Origin of the sequence: Arthrobacter gallicola (genome assembly GCF_014836775.1) — a bacterium.
Lineage (GTDB): Bacteria > Actinomycetota > Actinomycetes > Actinomycetales > Micrococcaceae > Arthrobacter_B > Arthrobacter_B gallicola.
On the sequence record NZ_JACSQD010000005.1, the window covers coordinates 1 to 15,824 of the forward strand.

The 15,824-nt window shown below is 67.9% G+C and carries 14 protein-coding genes; all 14 read right to left on the reverse strand.

What is annotated here, in order from left to right:
- Positions 1-259: 259 nt before the first annotated feature.
- The 14 genes from tyrS to argC all read right to left on the reverse strand — a co-directional run bounded on the left by tyrS (position 260) and on the right by argC (position 15,781).
- The gene (gene tyrS / locus H9639_RS11130) at positions 260-1,585 is read right to left on the reverse strand and encodes a tyrosine--tRNA ligase (protein WP_191808158.1); all 1,326 of its coding nucleotides are present in this window, start codon (positions 1,583-1,585) and stop codon (positions 260-262) included.
- A 12-nt stretch (positions 1,586-1,597) separates the two neighbouring features.
- A complete protein-coding gene (locus tag H9639_RS11135; RefSeq protein WP_191808159.1) occupies positions 1,598-3,865 on the reverse strand; it encodes a HelD family protein in 2,268 nt (755 codons plus the stop codon).
- A gap of 127 nt (positions 3,866-3,992) precedes the next feature.
- Positions 3,993-4,499 (reverse strand): adenine phosphoribosyltransferase, encoded by a 507-nt coding sequence (locus tag H9639_RS11140; RefSeq protein WP_191808409.1) that lies wholly within the window; start codon positions 4,497-4,499, stop codon positions 3,993-3,995.
- A gap of 218 nt (positions 4,500-4,717) precedes the next feature.
- The gene (locus H9639_RS11145) at positions 4,718-5,386 is read right to left on the reverse strand and encodes a DNA-3-methyladenine glycosylase (RefSeq protein WP_191808160.1); all 669 of its coding nucleotides are present in this window, start codon (positions 5,384-5,386) and stop codon (positions 4,718-4,720) included.
- An 84-nt stretch (positions 5,387-5,470) separates the two neighbouring features.
- Positions 5,471-6,346 carry an SRPBCC domain-containing protein gene (locus tag H9639_RS11150; RefSeq protein WP_191808161.1) on the reverse strand — a complete coding sequence of 292 codons (876 nt, stop codon included), beginning with the start codon at positions 6,344-6,346 and terminating at the stop codon, positions 5,471-5,473.
- A 95-nt stretch (positions 6,347-6,441) separates the two neighbouring features.
- On the reverse strand, positions 6,442-6,975 hold the full coding sequence (locus H9639_RS11155) for a pyridoxine/pyridoxamine 5'-phosphate oxidase (RefSeq protein ID WP_191808162.1): 534 nt from the start codon (positions 6,973-6,975) through the stop codon (positions 6,442-6,444).
- A gap of 94 nt (positions 6,976-7,069) precedes the next feature.
- On the reverse strand, positions 7,070-8,536 hold the full coding sequence (gene argH / locus H9639_RS11160; protein WP_191808163.1) for an argininosuccinate lyase: 1,467 nt from the start codon (positions 8,534-8,536) through the stop codon (positions 7,070-7,072).
- Between the two features lie 4 nt (positions 8,537-8,540).
- Positions 8,541-9,749: an argininosuccinate synthase gene (locus tag H9639_RS11165; protein WP_191808164.1), complete on the reverse strand. Its 1,209-nt coding sequence runs from the start codon at positions 9,747-9,749 to the stop codon at positions 8,541-8,543.
- A gap of 97 nt (positions 9,750-9,846) precedes the next feature.
- Complete coding sequence (locus H9639_RS11170) at positions 9,847-10,383, reverse strand: arginine repressor (protein WP_191745829.1); 537 nt, start codon at positions 10,381-10,383, stop codon at positions 9,847-9,849.
- A complete protein-coding gene (gene argF / locus H9639_RS11175) occupies positions 10,380-11,345 on the reverse strand; it encodes an ornithine carbamoyltransferase (RefSeq protein WP_191808165.1) in 966 nt (321 codons plus the stop codon). The genes H9639_RS11170 and argF overlap by 4 nt, the downstream gene beginning before the upstream one ends.
- Positions 11,342-12,631 (reverse strand): acetylornithine transaminase, encoded by a 1,290-nt coding sequence (locus tag H9639_RS11180; protein WP_191808166.1) that lies wholly within the window; start codon positions 12,629-12,631, stop codon positions 11,342-11,344. Before H9639_RS11180 ends, argF begins: the two co-directional genes overlap by 4 nt.
- The gene (argB, locus tag H9639_RS11185; protein WP_191808167.1) at positions 12,628-13,554 is read right to left on the reverse strand and encodes an acetylglutamate kinase; all 927 of its coding nucleotides are present in this window, start codon (positions 13,552-13,554) and stop codon (positions 12,628-12,630) included. The genes H9639_RS11180 and argB overlap by 4 nt, the downstream gene beginning before the upstream one ends.
- Before the next feature lie 11 nt (positions 13,555-13,565).
- Entirely contained in the window at positions 13,566-14,750 is a 1,185-nt protein-coding gene (argJ, locus tag H9639_RS11190; RefSeq protein ID WP_191808168.1) for a bifunctional glutamate N-acetyltransferase/amino-acid acetyltransferase ArgJ, read from the reverse strand.
- Positions 14,750-15,781, reverse strand: a complete 1,032-nt coding sequence (gene argC, locus H9639_RS11195) for an N-acetyl-gamma-glutamyl-phosphate reductase (protein ID WP_191808169.1) — start codon at positions 15,779-15,781, stop codon at positions 14,750-14,752. Before argC ends, argJ begins: the two co-directional genes overlap by 1 nt.
- Positions 15,782-15,824 lie beyond the last annotated feature (43 nt).

Here is a 15,824-nt window from a genome sequence, read left to right on the forward strand (position 1 = left end):
TTCCGCCGGCACACAAGGCGCGCAGTGGATCCACCATCAAAGTTTGTTGGGGTTTGGCCGCCATGCTTCGGGCGCTTCGAGCTTCTCAGCTGAGCGTCCCGGCCGCGGCGACTCACATAACTGTACACACACCCAGCCGGGCGTGCAACCCGGAACGGGTGTGACCTCCTGCACGCACCGGCGCCACCAGCCAAAGCGCCCGTGAAAACGCGGAAGGGCAGGCCATCTCTGGCCTGCCCTTCCAAACATTTGCAGTAAGTCAGCTCCCGGAAACAACCGCGGTTGCCAGGGTCCGCTTGCCGCGCCGCAGCAGCAGGTACTTGCCGTGCAGCAGTTCCTCGGTTCCGATCACGGCGTCGATCTCCGTGACCTTGCGGTTGTTCACGTAGGCACCGCCTTCGGTGATGGTCCGCCGCGCATCAGAGTTGGTCTTGCACAGGCCGGTGGCCACCAGCAGGTCAATGATGCCCAGTCCCGCCGCGTCCACCTCGGCCCGGGGCAGTTCTGAGGTAGCCGCAGTGAGAGTCGCTTCGTCCAGGTCCTCAAGCGAGCCCTGGCCGAACAGAGCAGCCGAGGCGGCAATGACCTTGTCCGTGGCGTCCGTGCCGTGCACCAGCGAGGTGACGTCGTAGGCCAGGGCGCGCTGCGCCTCGCGCTTGTGCGGCGCCTCGGCCACGGCGCGCTCGAGTTCTTCGATTTCCGACTTGGTCCGGAAGGTGAAGACCTTGAGCCGGTCAACCACATCGGCGTCGGCCGTGTTGAGCCAGAACTGGTACATGGCGTACGGGGTGGTCATGCTGGGATCCAGCCAGACGGCGTTACCCTCGCTCTTGCCGAACTTGGTGCCGTCGGAGTTGGTGATCAGCGGCGTGCCCAGTGCGTGCACCGTGGCGCCTTCAACCTTGCGCACCAGCTCGGTGCCGGAGGTCAGGTTGCCCCACTGATCCGACCCGCCGGTCTCCAGGACACAGTCGTAGTCGCGGTAGAGCTGCAGGTAATCCATGCCCTGCAGCACCTGGTAGCTGAATTCCGTGTAGCTGATGCCCTCGTCGGAGTTCAGGCGCGAAGCAACGATCTCCTTCTTCACCATGGTTCCGACCCGGAAGTGCTTACCGATTTCGCGCAGGAAATCCAGCGCGCTCATGGGCGCCGTCCAGTCCAGGTTGTTCACCATGCGGGCAGCGTTCTCGCCCTCGAAGCTCAGGAACCGCTGGACCTGGCCCTGCAGGTAGCCGACCCACTCCGCCACCGTTTCCTTGGTGTTCATGGTGCGTTCCGCCGTCGGGCGCGGGTCTCCCACCAAACCGGTGGAGCCGCCCACCAGGGCCAGCGGCTTGTGGCCGGCCAGCTGGAGCCGGCGCATGGTCAGCAGCTGCACCAGGTTGCCCAGGTGCAAGCTCGGCGCAGTGGGGTCAAAACCGCAGTAATACGTGACCGGGTCTCCGCTGAGTAGCTTTTCAAGCTCCGCCTCGTCGGTGGAGAGCTTAATCAGCCCTCTCCACTTCAGTTCCTGCCAGATGTTGGCAAAGGTCGGATCGTTCTGCTGGGCAACAAGGCCCTCGGAGGTCTGGGTATTCTGTGGCACGCCTCTAAATTATCAGGATTCGCCGTCGGCTATCCCCGCCGGGATCCCGTGCTCCGCAATAAGACGCAGGCGCTGGGTTGGACGGGTCATGGCCACGTACAGATCCCCCACCTTCCCGGCGGCTGCGGTGAGCAGCTCCGAGGGCTCCAGGATCACGACGCCGTCGAACTCCAGTCCCTTGGCTTCGCGCGGAGAGATCACCACGATGTCCTGGCCGAGTCCGCCGGCACCGGTGCCTACCCGCTTTCCGTAGACCCCCCTGACGGCCTGCCGGACTTCGGCCAGCCGGTGGTCCTCGGTGATGACGGCGAGCAGGCCGCCTTCCAGCGCGGCCAGATCGGCGGGAAGCGTCTCCAGCAGCCGGGCGATCAGCCCGCCTTCCTCAACTGTGTCCAGGAACGGCGGCCACTGCCCCTCGCGAACGGCCTTCGGCGCGGAGACCACCAGACCGGCGGCGTTGGCCATCCGGACGGCTGCCTCGGCAATCTGCGCCGGCGTGCGGTAGTTCACCGTCAGTTCCTCCAGCGTCCAGCGCTCCCCCACGAACGGGTCGAGTGCCTGCTGCCAGGAGGTGGCCCCGGCTGCGGAGCTGGTCTGAGCGATGTCTCCCACCACGGTGAAGGACTTCAGCGGGCAGCGGCGCATCAGCAGGCGCCATTGCATGGCGGACAGCTCCTGCGCCTCGTCCACCACCACGTGCCCGAACGCCCAGGTGCGGTCGATGGCGGCACGGTCTGCCGCGGTGAGCCGCTCTTCGGCTTCCATGTTGTGGTTGGCCAGGTCCTCGGCGGAAAGGATGCCGTGGGCACCGGAGTCCTCGAGGAAACCTTCGGTGTTTTCGATCGCACGTTCGGCGTTCGCCAGGTCCCGCTTCCGGGCTTCCTCCAGGGCAGCACTGTCCCGGCCGGCCGAGGGATCGAGGTCTCCCAGCAGTTCCGCGGCCTCATCGAGCAGCGGAATATCCGCTTCGGTCCAGGCCGCGTCCGGGGCGCGCATCAGCAGGGCACGCTCGGCATCGGTGAGGTCCGGGGCGGCTGCTTCCAGGTGTCCGGGTTTGCTGAACAGTTCGCTGATGAGCTTTTCCGGTGTCAGCGGCATCCAGCACAGATTCAGTGCAATGCGCACGTCCCGGGCACTGCGCACGTCCTCGGCCAGATACGCGCGGTCGGTGCTGTTCCCGGCGCCGGCCGATTCTTCGAGGACCTCGGTCAGCTGGTCGGTGAGTTCACGCAGCAGGATCTTCACGAAGGTCACGCGTGCTTCGTTGTGCGGTTTGCCGGTCGCGCGTGCCCGGTCCCGGGCCCGCTGCACCTGCTTGGGCGTCAGCGTGATCATGGTTCCGTCGACGTTCAGCCGGCGCGGTTCGGCCAGAATCCGCTCGCGGTTCGCGACGGCGCGGTTGACGACGTCGGCCATCGACAGCCGGCCCTTGATCTCGGCGGCGGCGGCCGAATCCTCGCCCGTGGCCGTGATGCCCGGCATCAGCTGGCCGAGGCTGGACATCACGACGCCGGTCTCGCCGAGGGAGGGCAGCACCCGTTCGATGTAGTGGATGAAGGCATTCGAGGGCCCCACGAGCAGGACGCCGGCGGACTTCAGGCGCTCCCGGTGGGTGTAGAGCAGGTACGCGGCGCGGTGCAGGGCGACGGCGGTTTTACCCGTGCCCGGGCCACCCTGCACCACCAGGGTTCCGGGCAGCGGTGCACGGATAATCCGGTCCTGCTCCGCCTGGATGGTGCCAACGATGTCCGACATCTGGCCGGTGCGCTTGGAATTCAGGGCGGCCAGCAGGGCACCCTCGCCCTGCAGATTGTCTCCCTCTTCAAGCATGGAGTAATCCAGCACGTCGTCCTCCAGGCCCTGGACGTCCCGGCCCTTGAGGATCAGGTGACGGCGGCGGCGCACGCCCTGGCGCTCGAAAGCGGTGGCCTGGTAGAAGGTACCGGCTTCCGGCGCACGCCAGTCCACCATGAGCCGCTGCAGGTCAGCCGTGGAGAGGCCGATCCGGCCGATGTAGCGGGTCTCCCCGTCGTCGAGGTCGAGCCGGCCGAACACCAGCCGGTCGTCGACGGCGTTCAGCTGCGCGAGGCGGTCCTCGTACATGGTGGCAAAGGCATCGCGTTCGGACCGGTTCTGGTGCGAACCGGCGGAATGTGAGCGGCGGACCTGGGCCAGCTGCTCGCTTTTTTCCTCCCGCAGCTCATCGAGCCGGTGGTACAGGCCGGCCACGTAGCGGCGCTCGTGGTCGAGCTCCGTTTGGACCGAAGACGTTTCAGGCATGTTCGCGTTCCCTCTCGCAAAGGCAGACCGTCTATCTTACCGTGCATCGGCACAATTTCCATGCCCTGTCCATAGTGCGGGTGAACGTTGCGTCCCGCGGCCCGTATTCCGTTTGCGGAGGGCCGGTTTAGTAGGTGATCAGCGACCGCACGTTGTGGCCGGCGAGGGCTTTGCGGCCCCCCAGTTCACCGAGTTCGAGTACGACGCCGAAGCCCGCAACGCTGGAGCCGGCGCTTTCGATCAGGCGGGCGGCAGCTGCAAGCGTTCCGCCGGTGGCCAGGACATCGTCCAGGATCAAGACCCGCGAGCCGGCCGGCACGTCCTCGACGTGCAGCTCGAGGCTGTTCTGCCCGTATTCCATGTCATAGGTTTCGGTGTAGGTTGCCCGCGGCAGTTTTCCGGGTTTGCGGATGGTGATCACGCCGCGTTCGGACGCGTAGGCCGCAGCGGCGGCGAGCAGGAATCCGCGGGCTTCCACGCCGGCCACGAAGTCGAACTGTCCCTCGTATCCGGCCAGCAGTGCGTCCACCATGCCGCGCAGCGCCGGTCCATCTGCGAAGACGGGAGTCAGGTCGCGGAACGTGATGCCCGGCTTGGGGTAATCCTGGACGACGGCGCCGAGGCGGTCGATAATTTCGGCAATCGTTTCGGCGGCCTGAGGGGCCGGGGTTGCGGAAGTGTTGAGCGGGTTCGAAGCTGTGTGTTTCACCCATCTACCTTACCGGTCTGCCGCACCCGAAGCCGTGTCCTGCGGCTGCGCTGCTCCTCACAGCCGGCCGCCGCCCAGGCGTGCGGCAGACCGCACAGGCATCCGGAGGCAACCCGGCCCCGGCCCGTTGGTGGCCGGTCAGCCTACGCGCGCTTCGCCGTCGCCCCCGAAGCGCGTACCCGAGCCCGCTGTACCGCCGGCCGGTATTTGGAGACGCTCGGTTCGCCGGTCAGCCAGAACCGCCAGGGGTAGGCTTCTCCACCGCCTTCCCCGCTGACGCCAACCCGGGGACCGCAGGAAATCGCCTCCGCTGCGGCCGGTTCCGGCGGCAGTTCCAGCCGCAGCGGGGACGTGAAAACATCCGCGCCGTCCAGGCTGCGGTCTATGCCCAGTGCCTGGGTCAGCCGGGCCGGCCCGCGGGCCAGGTCCAGGGGTGATTTGGGCTGCTTGCGGCGCACTCCGGCGACGGCGTGGCCCTCAACGATTTCCCCGGCCCGCAGCAGCAGCCCGGTGGCCTGGCCCGGTTCGCCGCAGACGACGTTGGCGCAGTAGTGCATCCCGTAGGTGAAGTAGACGTAAAGGTGTCCGGCCGGGCCAAACATGGTGGAGTTCCGGGCCGACTGTCCACGGAAGGCATGGGACCCGGGGTCCGCTGCTCCGAGGTACGCTTCCACCTCCGTGATCCGGACCGCCACGTCGCCCTCCTCGGATTCCCTGCGGAGGACGGCACCCAGCAGCCAGGGCGCTGCCTCGGTGGCAGGGATGGTCAGCCGGCTGCGTTGTTCTGCGGGATCCAGGCGTATCTGCTCCATCCTTCGACCGTAGCAAGAGCGGCGGCTGCGTAAAAAACCGGTTTGAGCGGCCGCGGGGTGTGTGCCGGCGTGCTGCGGAAGAGGCTAAGCAGAGGCACTGTAGAGCGCTTCGAGCGCCCGGAGGCGGTGGGAGTTCGGATGCGGGGTCTCCCCCAGCAGCCGGACTGCGGCCGAGTCCAGCGCCAGGTGCCAGGCAGCCATCAGGGCGGCGGTGTCCTGCGGATTACCGCCGTCGATCCGCTGCCGGATCCGCAGTTTGCCCACGCCGTCCGTCTCTTCCACCGAAAAGTCTGCACCCTCGCCGAGGCGGAGGTTTCCGCCGGAACTTTCGACGGCGGCGGTAATGTCCTCAGCCGGGGCGTCGTACCAGCGTTCAAAGACCAGTGTGGTGTCCCCGGGGGTTTCTTCCAGGAAACCCATGGTCGGCGAGACATCGAATTCCTTGGAATAGGCATCGCGCAGCGCCCGCCACTGGGCTGGCTGCTCCATGCCCGGCGGCGGAGTCCCAGCAGCCACCGCAGCGAACGCCAGCAGGATGCCCTGCCAGCCGGCGCTGCCCTCGGCGAGGAAATCCGCGGTGTCGGTGCGGGACCGGAACTGCAGCAGCGCACCGCCGTCGGACTCCAGCACCTGCCACTCCAGCACCGATTCCTCGCCGAGTTCATCATCCCAGGTGATTTGCAGACTGCTGCGGGGCGTGAGCTGCAGAACGGTGCCGGATACGCTGCCTCCGCCCATCTCCACGGTGTATTCCTTACCCAGTTCCCAGTCCGGGGTGACGGATCCCATCCACTGCTCGACTTTGCGCGGATTCGTCAGGACATCCCAGATATGCGCGGCGGGGTAGTCGAACTGTTTGTCGAAGGCCAGCGCCCAGCCGTCGCTCAGCTTTTCGATGCGGCCTGCGGGAACCGAGGGGTCCTCCCACCCGGAACGGCTGGACGATGATGCTTCAGACATGGCGGCCCTTCCGTAGATGCCATCTGCTGCACTACCTACCCTAGGGTGGGCGGGTCCGCTCTGGAAGGCGCGCCAAGTCGAAGCGCGGCCAAAGCTCAGCGCCCGTTTCCGGGCGGCAGCCGGTAGCGGATGTGGTTCCGGTCCGCCCGGGCCTGCCAGAATTCGGTTTCCAGCGGCTGCAGCGCGTAGAGCTGCCACACCGGGTTCGGGCTGCCGTCTGCCCCGGGGCGCTCCTCCCAGTCCGCAGCCGACGCTTCTGCTGACAGCCGCACCACGCTGCCGGCGACGCGGACCTGGCGGCCCAGCGGCTGCCAGAAGAAGTTCATGGCCGCACGCGGGTTGGCCTCCAGCTCCCGGCCCTTGCGGGACGTGCGGGAGGTCGCGAACTGCCAGCCGTCGTCGTCGATGTCCTTCAGGATCAGCATGCGGGCCGAGGGCCGGCCGGCGGGATCGGCCGTGGCCAGCGAGAAGGCATGGGGCTGCGGAATGCCGGCGGCCAGCGCTTCCCCGAGCCAGAGCCGGAACAGCACAGCGGGGTCATCCGCTGCGGTGTCAGGATCAAAGTCCGGGAGGGTGGCCGGGAAGTCGGGCAGTGCGCGCAGCAGGCGCCGGAACTCGGGGTTGGGCATGCTCACCACGGTATCGCCCAGGTCCCCGGAAGGGCAGAAACGGCTGCCGGTGAGTGACCGGGCAACCGTTTCCACCCCTGCGGGGTCAGGGATGCTACTGCGCGAAGGCGCGGGCCGCGGCCAGCTGCTTCTTCAGTTCGGCCAGCTGCGCCTCGACGGCGGAGCGGGCGGTGCCGCCCTGCGCGCTGCGGCTGTCCAGCGAACCCTCGGTGGAGAGCACTGTGCGGACCTCCGGGGTCAGGTGTTCCGAGATCCCGGCGTAGTCCGCATCGGTCAGGTCCCAGAGCTCGACGCCGCGGGATTCGGCCAGCTTCACGGCGGCACCGGAAAGCTCGTGCGCCTCCCGGAACGGAACCCCCTGGCGGACCAGCCATTCGGCGATGTCGGTGGCCAGCGCAAAGCCCTGCGGAGCCAGGGACTCCATACGTTCGGTGTTGAAGACCAGGGTGGCGATCATGCCGGACACAGCCGGGAGCAGCAGCTCCAGGGTGTCCGTGGCGTCAAACACCGGTTCCTTGTCTTCCTGCAGGTCCCGGTTGTACGCCAGCGGCAGGCCCTTCAGGGTGGCCAGCAGCCCGGTCAGGTCGCCGATCAGGCGGCCGGCCTTCCCACGGGCCAGCTCAGCCACGTCCGGGTTCTTCTTCTGCGGCATGATCGAGGAGCCGGTGGAGAACGCGTCGTCGAGCGTGACGAAGGAGAATTCCTTGGTGGCCCAGAGAATGATCTCTTCACTGATCCGGGACAGGTCGACGCCGATCATCGCGGCAACCCAGGCGTACTCGGCGTAGACATCACGCGAAGCGGTGCCGTCGATCGAGTTCCAGGCAGCGGAGTCGAAGCCAAGATCCGCGGCGACGGCGTTGGGATCCAGTCCCAGCGAGGACCCGGCCAAGGCTCCGGAGCCGTACGGGGACACCGCTGCGCGCTTGTCCCAGTCGGCCAGCCGCTGCACGTCGCGCAGCAGCGCCCAGGCGTGGGCCAGCAGGTGATGGCTCAGCAGCACCGGCTGCGCGTGCTGCAGATGGGTGCGGCCGGGCATGGCCACCCCGAGGTGCTTCTCCGCCTGCTCCACGAGCGAGTCGACGGTGGCCAGCACGCCGGCGGCAACGATCCGGGCGTGGTCCCGCAGGTACATCCGGCCCAGGGTGGCGATCTGGTCATTCCGGGACCGGCCGGCGCGGAGCTTGCCGCCCAGCTGCGGGCCGGCGCGTTCGATCAGGCCGCGTTCCAGGGAGCCGTGCACGTCCTCGTCGGACTCGGCCGGGAGGTAGGCGCCGGAGCGCACATCGGCGTCGAGCGCTTCCAGTGCTTCCAGCATGCCGGCCAGCTCAGCGTCGTCGAGCAGTCCGGCTTTGTGCAGCACCCGGGCGTGCGCCCGGGAACCGGCGATGTCATAGCCGGCAAGCCGCCAGTCGAAGTGGGTGGACTTGCTCAGGGCGGCCAGTGCGTCGGCCGGACCGCCGGCGAAACGCCCGCCCCACAAGGCACCCTGGACCGTGGAACCGCCGGAGGTATCCGGCGGCCCGGCAGGTGTATCGATTGACGGCTTGCCGTTATGCATGTGCTTACTTTCCTTCGGCGATACGCAGGTCGCGGGCCGAGGCGACCTTGGAGGACATTCCGAACAGCTCGATGAACCCGCGGGCCATGGACTGGTCGAAGGTGTCGCCGGTGTCGTAGGTGGCCAGGTTGAAGTCGTACAGCGAGGACTCGGAGCGGCGGCCGGTGACGGTGGCGCGGCCGGCGTGCAGGTTCATGCGGATGTCGCCGGAGACGTACTGCTGGGTGTCGGCAATGAAGGCGTCCAGGGAGTTCTTCAGCGGGGAGAACCACTGGCCGTCGTAGACCAGTTCGGTCCAGCGCTGGCCGACCGTCTTCTTGAAGCGGGCCTGCTCGCGCTCAACGGTGACGTTCTCGAGTTCGCGGTGCGCGGCCATCAGAGCCATGGCGCCGGGTGCTTCGTAGATTTCGCGGCTCTTGATGCCGACCAGGCGGTCTTCGACGATGTCGATCCGGCCGATGCCCTGGGCGCCGGCGCGGCGGTTCATCTCTTCGATGGCCTGCAGCGGCGTGACGGGCTTGCCGTCGATGGCCACGGGAACGCCTGCCTTGAAGGTGATGACCACTTCATCGGCGGCAATCCCGGAGTCGGGATCGGCGGTGTATTCGTACACGTCCGGGGTGGGCGCGTTCCAGATGTCTTCCAGGAAGCCGGTTTCCACGGCACGTCCCCAGACGTTGGCGTCGATGGAGAAGGGGTTCTTCTTGGTGGTGACGATCGGCAGGTTCTTTTCTTCGGCGAAGGCAATGGCCTTGTCGCGGGTCAGGGCCAGGTCGCGGACCGGTGCGATGCACTTCAGGTCCGGGCCCAGGGTCTGGATGCCGACTTCGAAGCGGACCTGGTCGTTGCCCTTGCCGGTGCAGCCGTGCGAGACGGTCGTGGCGCCGAATTCGCGGGCAGCGGCCACCAGGTGCTTGACGATCACCGGGCGGGACAGCGCGGAGACCAGCGGGTAGGAATCCATGTACAGGGAGTTGGCCTGCAGGGCCGGCATGCAGTACTCGGCGGCGAACTCGTCGCGGGCGTCCGCAACGTAGGCTTCGACGGCGCCGCAGTCGAGCGCGCGCTGGCGGATGGTCTCCAGGGACTCGCCGCCCTGTCCGACGTCGACCGCCACGGCGATGACTTCGGCGCCGGTTGCCTCGGCGATCCAGCCGATGGCCACTGACGTATCCAGGCCACCTGAGTAGGCCAGAACAATACGTTCGCTCACGAATGTGCTCCTCTTGCGATTGGTGCAGCGTTGGTGCTGCGTTGGGTAGGAAAAGTTTGGGAAGCCTGTGGCCGGGCTCACGCCGCGGGGTCAGCTTCTACAGTATGCGATTGTCCGGAGCCTGCCCGCTGGCGGTCGCCTCATCGGCGATGCTCAGGAAGCGGGCGGCCAGTTCGGCGCCGCCGTCCGGGTCCCGGGTGACCAGCAGGACGGTGTCGTCGCCTGCGAGCGTGCCCAGGATGGACGGCATGATGGAGTGGTCGATCGCCAGCGCCAGGAAATTCGCCGCTCCCGGCGGAGTCCGCAGCACCACAATGTTTCCGGAGGCTTCGGCGGTGACCAGCAGTTCCCCGCAGAGCCGCGCCAGACGCGCATCGAGCACCTCGGGACTGACGCCCGACTGCGGTGTGCGTTCTCCGCCCTCGGACGGAACAGCGTAGACCAGCACCCCGTCCTTGCCGCGCATCCGGACGGCGCCCAGTTCCACCAGGTCACGGGAGAGCGTGGCCTGGTTGACCTGCACCCCGTCGTCGGCGAGCAGTGCGGCGAGCTCCGCCTGCGACCGCACCGACAGGCCGGTCAGCAGCGCCCGGATGCGTGCCTGCCGGGCCGTCTTGGTGGTGGGCATGGTCATGCCGGGCCCTCCGGCACTCCGGTGAGTCCGGACTTGGCCATCAGCCAGAGCATCAGGGCTTTTTGGGCGTGCAGCCGGTTCTCTGCCTCGTCCCAGACCAGGGACTGTGGTCCGTCGATCACGTCGGCGGAGATCTCGTAGCCGCGGTAGGCGGGCAGGCAGTGGAGCACGACGGCGTCGTCCGCGGCCTGCGCCATGGCGTTGCCGTCCACGGCGTACTCACGGAACAGCTCCTGGCGGGCGGCCTTTTCGTCCTCCTGGCCCATGGACACCCAGGTGTCGGTGGCAACCACATCGGCGCCGGCCAGTGCTTCGGCCGCGTCGGTGGTGATGAGCACCGATCCCCCGGTTTCCTCGGCGCGGGCCGCGGCGGCGTCGACCACCAGCGGATCCGGCAGGTAGCCCATCGGCCCGGCGACGCGGACGTGCATCCCCGCGGTGACGCCGGCCAGCAGGTAGGAGTTGGCCATGTTGTTGGCGCAATCCCCCATGTAGGTCAGGGTCAGACCGGCCAGCGTGCCTTTGTGCTCCCGGATGGTCATCAGGTCCGCGAGGAGCTGGCAGGGGTGGTAGTCATCGGAGAGCGCGTTGATCACCGGGACGGAGGAATTGGCGGCCATTTCCTCGAGCCCGGACTGTGCGTAGGTGCGCCAGACAATCGTGGACACCATCCGCTCCAGCACCTTTGCGGTGTCCGCCACGGATTCCTTGTGCCCCAGCTGGGACTCGCCGGCACCGATGATCAGCGGTACACCGCCCAGGTCCGCGATCCCGGCAGCGAAGGAAATCCGGGTGCGGGTGGAGGTCTTGTCGAAGATGACCGCTACGGTCTTGCGGCCGGTGGAGTCCCCGGCATACGGCTGGTATTTGTAGCGGTCCTTCTTCAGGGCGTCGGCCAGGTCCAGGACTTCGGCCTGTTCGGCCTGGGTCAGGTCGGTGTCAACCAGGAAATGGCGGGTCATGACTGTCCAATCGTCGTGGCGGCGGCGGCGGCCTGCAGGATGGCGGGTAGTTCGTCGGTGAAGCTCATGGCCTGCTCGACGCCGAGGATCAGCGGCGGTGCCAGGCGCAGGGTCCGGGGACCGGTGGCGTTGATGATGAAGCCGGCTTCGAGGGCGGCGGTGACGGCGGCCGGAGCTGCTCCCTCCAGATCGGGCTCCAGATCGATGCCGATCAGCAGTCCGCGTCCGCGGACCGAACTGACGCCGTCCACCTTTTCCAGAGCCGCACGCAGCTGTTCCCCGGTGGTGTTCACATTGGCGAGCACGTCCTGGGCTTCGATGGCGGCGAGGGTGGCCAGTGCCGCCGCCGTCGCCACCGGATTGCCGCCAAATGTCGTGCCGTGCTGGCCCGCGGTGAGCAGGGAGGAGACGCTGTCGCCGAAGGTGATGAGCCCGCCGATCGGGAAACCGGCCCCCAGCCCCTTGGCCAGGGTCATGGCATCCGGCAGCACACCCTCGGAGGCAAACCAGGTGCCGGTACGGCCGATGCCGGTCTGCACTTCGTCGAAGATGAGCAGCGCGCCGGCTGCCTCGGTGATTTCCCGGGCGGCCTGCAGGTAGCCCTCGGGCGGCAGGTGCACTCCGGCCTCGCCCTGGATCGGTTCCATAAACACGGCGGCGACGGTCTCGTCGACGGCTGCGCGCAGGGCTTCGACGTCGCCGTAGGGGATGTGCTCGACGCCGGCGGGCAGCGGTTCAAACGGCTCCCGGTAAGCGGCCTTGGCGGTCAGTGCCAGCGCACCCATGGTCCGGCCGTGGAAGGCGTGGTCCATGGCGATGATCCGGCTGCGCTCGGGGGTGGAGTTGCGGCGGGCCAGCTTGAACGCTGCCTCGATGGCCTCGGTGCCCGAGTTGGAGAAGAAGACCTTGGAGCCCTCCGGCGCCTGGGCCAGCTGCAGCAGCTTCTCCGCCAGGGCAATCTGGGGCGGGCTGGTGAAGAAGTTCGAGACGTGGCCCAGCGTATTCAGCTGGCTGGCGATGACCGAGGTAACGAACGGGTGGGCGTGGCCCAGCGCGTTGACGGCGATTCCGCCGAGCAGGTCAAGGTAGGCCTTCCCATCGGCGTCCCAGACGTAGCAGCCGTGCCCTCGGACCAGCACCCGCTGGGGCGTGCCGAAGACACCCATCAGGGACTTGCTGTAGCGGGCCAGCCAGTCGCTGCCGGTGCCGGTCAGCTCGGTCAGCTGGGAGAGTTCGGGGCTGGCGGGAACGATGTCCACGCCCGGTGCCTTCGGGACGCTGTTCATGCTGTTTCTCCGTCCGGAACGATCTGGGTGCCGATGCCGGCGGTGGTGAAAACTTCCAGCAGCATGGAATGTGCCATGCGGCCGTCCACGACGGCGGCGCGGTCCACCCCGCCGTCGACCGCTGCGAGGCAGGCTTCCATCTTGGGAATCATGCCGGATTCCAGGCTGGGGAGCATGCTCCGCAGTTCGCCGGCGGTGAGGGAGGAGATCAGCGAGGACTTGTCCGGCCAGTTGGCGTAAAGGCCTTCGACGTCGGTCAGGACCACCAGGCGGGAGGCGCCCAGGGCCACAGCCAGGGAGGCGGCGGCCGTGTCGGCGTTCACGTTCAGCACCTGTCCGGTGGGTGAGCCGGCGCCGTCGATTTCCGGGGCCACGGTGGAGATGACCGGGATCCGGCCGGCCTCGATGAGGTCCAGGATCGCTCCGGGGTTGACGCCGACAACTTCGCCGACGAGGCCCAGGTCCACTTCTTCGCCGTCCACAACCGTTCCGGTGCGCACGGCCTGCAGCAGCCCGCCGTCTTCCCCGGAGAGGCCGACGGCGTAGGGGCCGTGGGAGTTGATCATGCCGACCAGCTCGCGGCCAACCTGGCCGGTGAGCACCATACGCACCGCGTCCATGGCTTCGGGGGTGGTGACGCGCAGGCCGCCCTTGAACTCGGACTTGATGCCCAGCCGGGCCAGCAGCGCACTGATCTGCGGGCCGCCGCCGTGCACCACCACGGGGTGCACACCCACGTGGTGGAGAAAGACGATGTCTTCGGCGAACGCCTGCCGCAGCTCATCGTTGACCATGGCGTTGCCGCCGTATTTGATCACCATGGTGCTGCCGGCGAACCGCTGGATCCAGGGCAGCGCCTCGATCAGCGTGGCCGCCTTGTCCTGGGCGGCCAGCTGTTCGCGGGCTTCGGTGGGGGTGCTCATAGGATCCTCGATCAGCTGCTGTAGGCGGAGTTTTCGTGGACGTAGTCCGTGGTCAGGTCATTGGTCCAGATAGTCGCGGATTCGGTTCCGGCTGCCAGATCGATTTCGACGCTCACCGCCCGGCCGCTGAGGTCCACGTTTTCGCGCGGATCACCGATGCCACCGCCCCGGCAGACCTGGACACCATTGATCGAGACGTTGAGCTGGTCCGGTTCGAAGGCGGCGTCGGTGGTGCCGACGGCAGAGAGGACCCGGCCCCAGTTCGGGTCGTTGCCGAAGATCGCGGTCTTGAAGAGGTTGGAGCGGGCGACGGCGCGGGACGCCGTTTCGGCGTCAGCCACGGTTGCCGCGTTGAATGTCGTGATGGCGATGTCGTGGCTGGCGCCCTCGGCGTCGGTAATCAGCTGCTGGGCCAGGGAATGGCACACCTCGGTCAGGCCGCGGGTGAACTCTTCGGTATCCGGGGTGGTGCCGGAGGCACCGGAGGCCATGAGGACCACAGTGTCGTTGGTGGACATGCAGCCGTCGGAGTCGGTGCGGTCAAAGGTGACCGCGGTCGCCGTGCGCAGTGCGGCGTCGAGCGCCGGTGCATCGAGGAGAGCGTCGGTGGTGAGGACCACCAGCATGGTGGCCAGTCCGGGTGCCAGCATGCCGGCGCCCTTGGCCATCCCGCCGATCCGGTAGCCGGTGCCGGCGAAGCCGGCCTGCTTGGAGACGGAGTCCGTGGTCATGATGGCCTCGGCAGCCAGCGCGCCGCCGTCGTTGGTCAGGGCCTGCACGGCAGTTTCCGCGCCGGGCAGGAGCTTGTCCATCGGCAGCTGCTCACCGATCAGGCCGGTGGAGCAGACCAGGACGTCGCCGGCGGAAACGCCCAGCAGCTCGGCTACCTTTTCCGCCGTGGCGTGGGTGTTCTGGAAGCCCTGCGGGCCGGTGCACGCGTTGGCTCCGCCGGAGTTCAGGAACACGGCGTCGGCCCGCCCGTCGGAGATGACCTGGCGGGACCAGTCCACCGGGGCGGCTGCCACCCGGTTGCTGGTGAAGACCGCGGCCGCGGCTTTGACGGGGCCGTCATTGACCACCAGGGCGACGTCGCGTCCGCCGGAGGCCTTCAGCCCGGCGGTCACGCCTGCGGCGCGGAAGCCGGCGGGTGCGGTGATGCCGGCGGTCTGGGTGCCGGTATGGGTTTCGGTGCTCATTACGGTGCAACTCCCTGCAGGGTGAGGCCGGCGCCCTCGTCGAGGCCGAGGGCGATGTTCATGGACTGGACGGCGCCGCCGGCGGTGCCCTTGGTGAGGTTGTCGATCACGGCGGAGACAATCACGCGGCCGGCGTGCGGATCGTAGGCGAGCTGCAGTGCGGCGTAGTTGGAGCCGACAACCATCTTGGTGGCCGGCCACTGGCCCTCGGGCAGCACCCGAACGAACGGTTCATCGGCGTAGGCGGTTTCCCAGGCCGCGCGCAGGGCGGCGGCGTCGACGCCGGGGCGGACTTTCGCCGTCGCGGTGGTGAGGATGCCGCGGGCCATCGGCGCGAGCGTCGGGGTGAAGGAAATGGAGACCTGCTCCCCCGCCGCGGCGGAGAGGCCCTGCTCGATTTCGGGGGTGTGCCGGTGTCCGCCGCCCACGCCGTAGGGGCTCATCCCACCCATCACTTCGGAGCCGAGCAGGTGCGGCTTGGCGGCCTTGCCCGCTCCGGAGGTGCCGGACGCGGCCACGATGACGACGTCGTCGGGCTCCAGCAGCCCTGCGGCGAAGCCGGGGGTCAGGGCCAGCAGGGACGACGTCGGGTAGCAGCCGGGGACCGCGATCCGCTTGGCGCCGCGGAGTTTTTCGCGGTGGCCGGGCAGTTCCGGCAGGCCGTAGGGCCAGGAGCCGGCGTGCGGGGAGCCGTAGAACTTTTCCCAGGCGGCGGGATCGGTGAGCCGGTGGTCGGCGCCGGCGTCGATCACCAGGGTGTCAGCACTCAGCTGCGCGGCGATTTCCGCGCTGGCGCCGTGCGGAAGGGCCAGGAAGACGACGTCGTGTCCGGCCAGGTTCTCCACCGTGGTGTCCACCAGGATGCGGTCGGCGAGCGCGTGCAGGTGCGGCTGCAGTCCTCCCAGCCGGGAACCGGCATTGCTGTGGGCGGTGATGGCGCCAATTTCGGCGTCGGGGTGTCCGGCGAGCAGGCGCAGGACCTCTCCCCCGGCATAGCCACTGGCTCCTGATACGGCAACGGAAATCGTCATGTGCACCACACTACAACAACTTTATGCAAGACCCTTCATATTT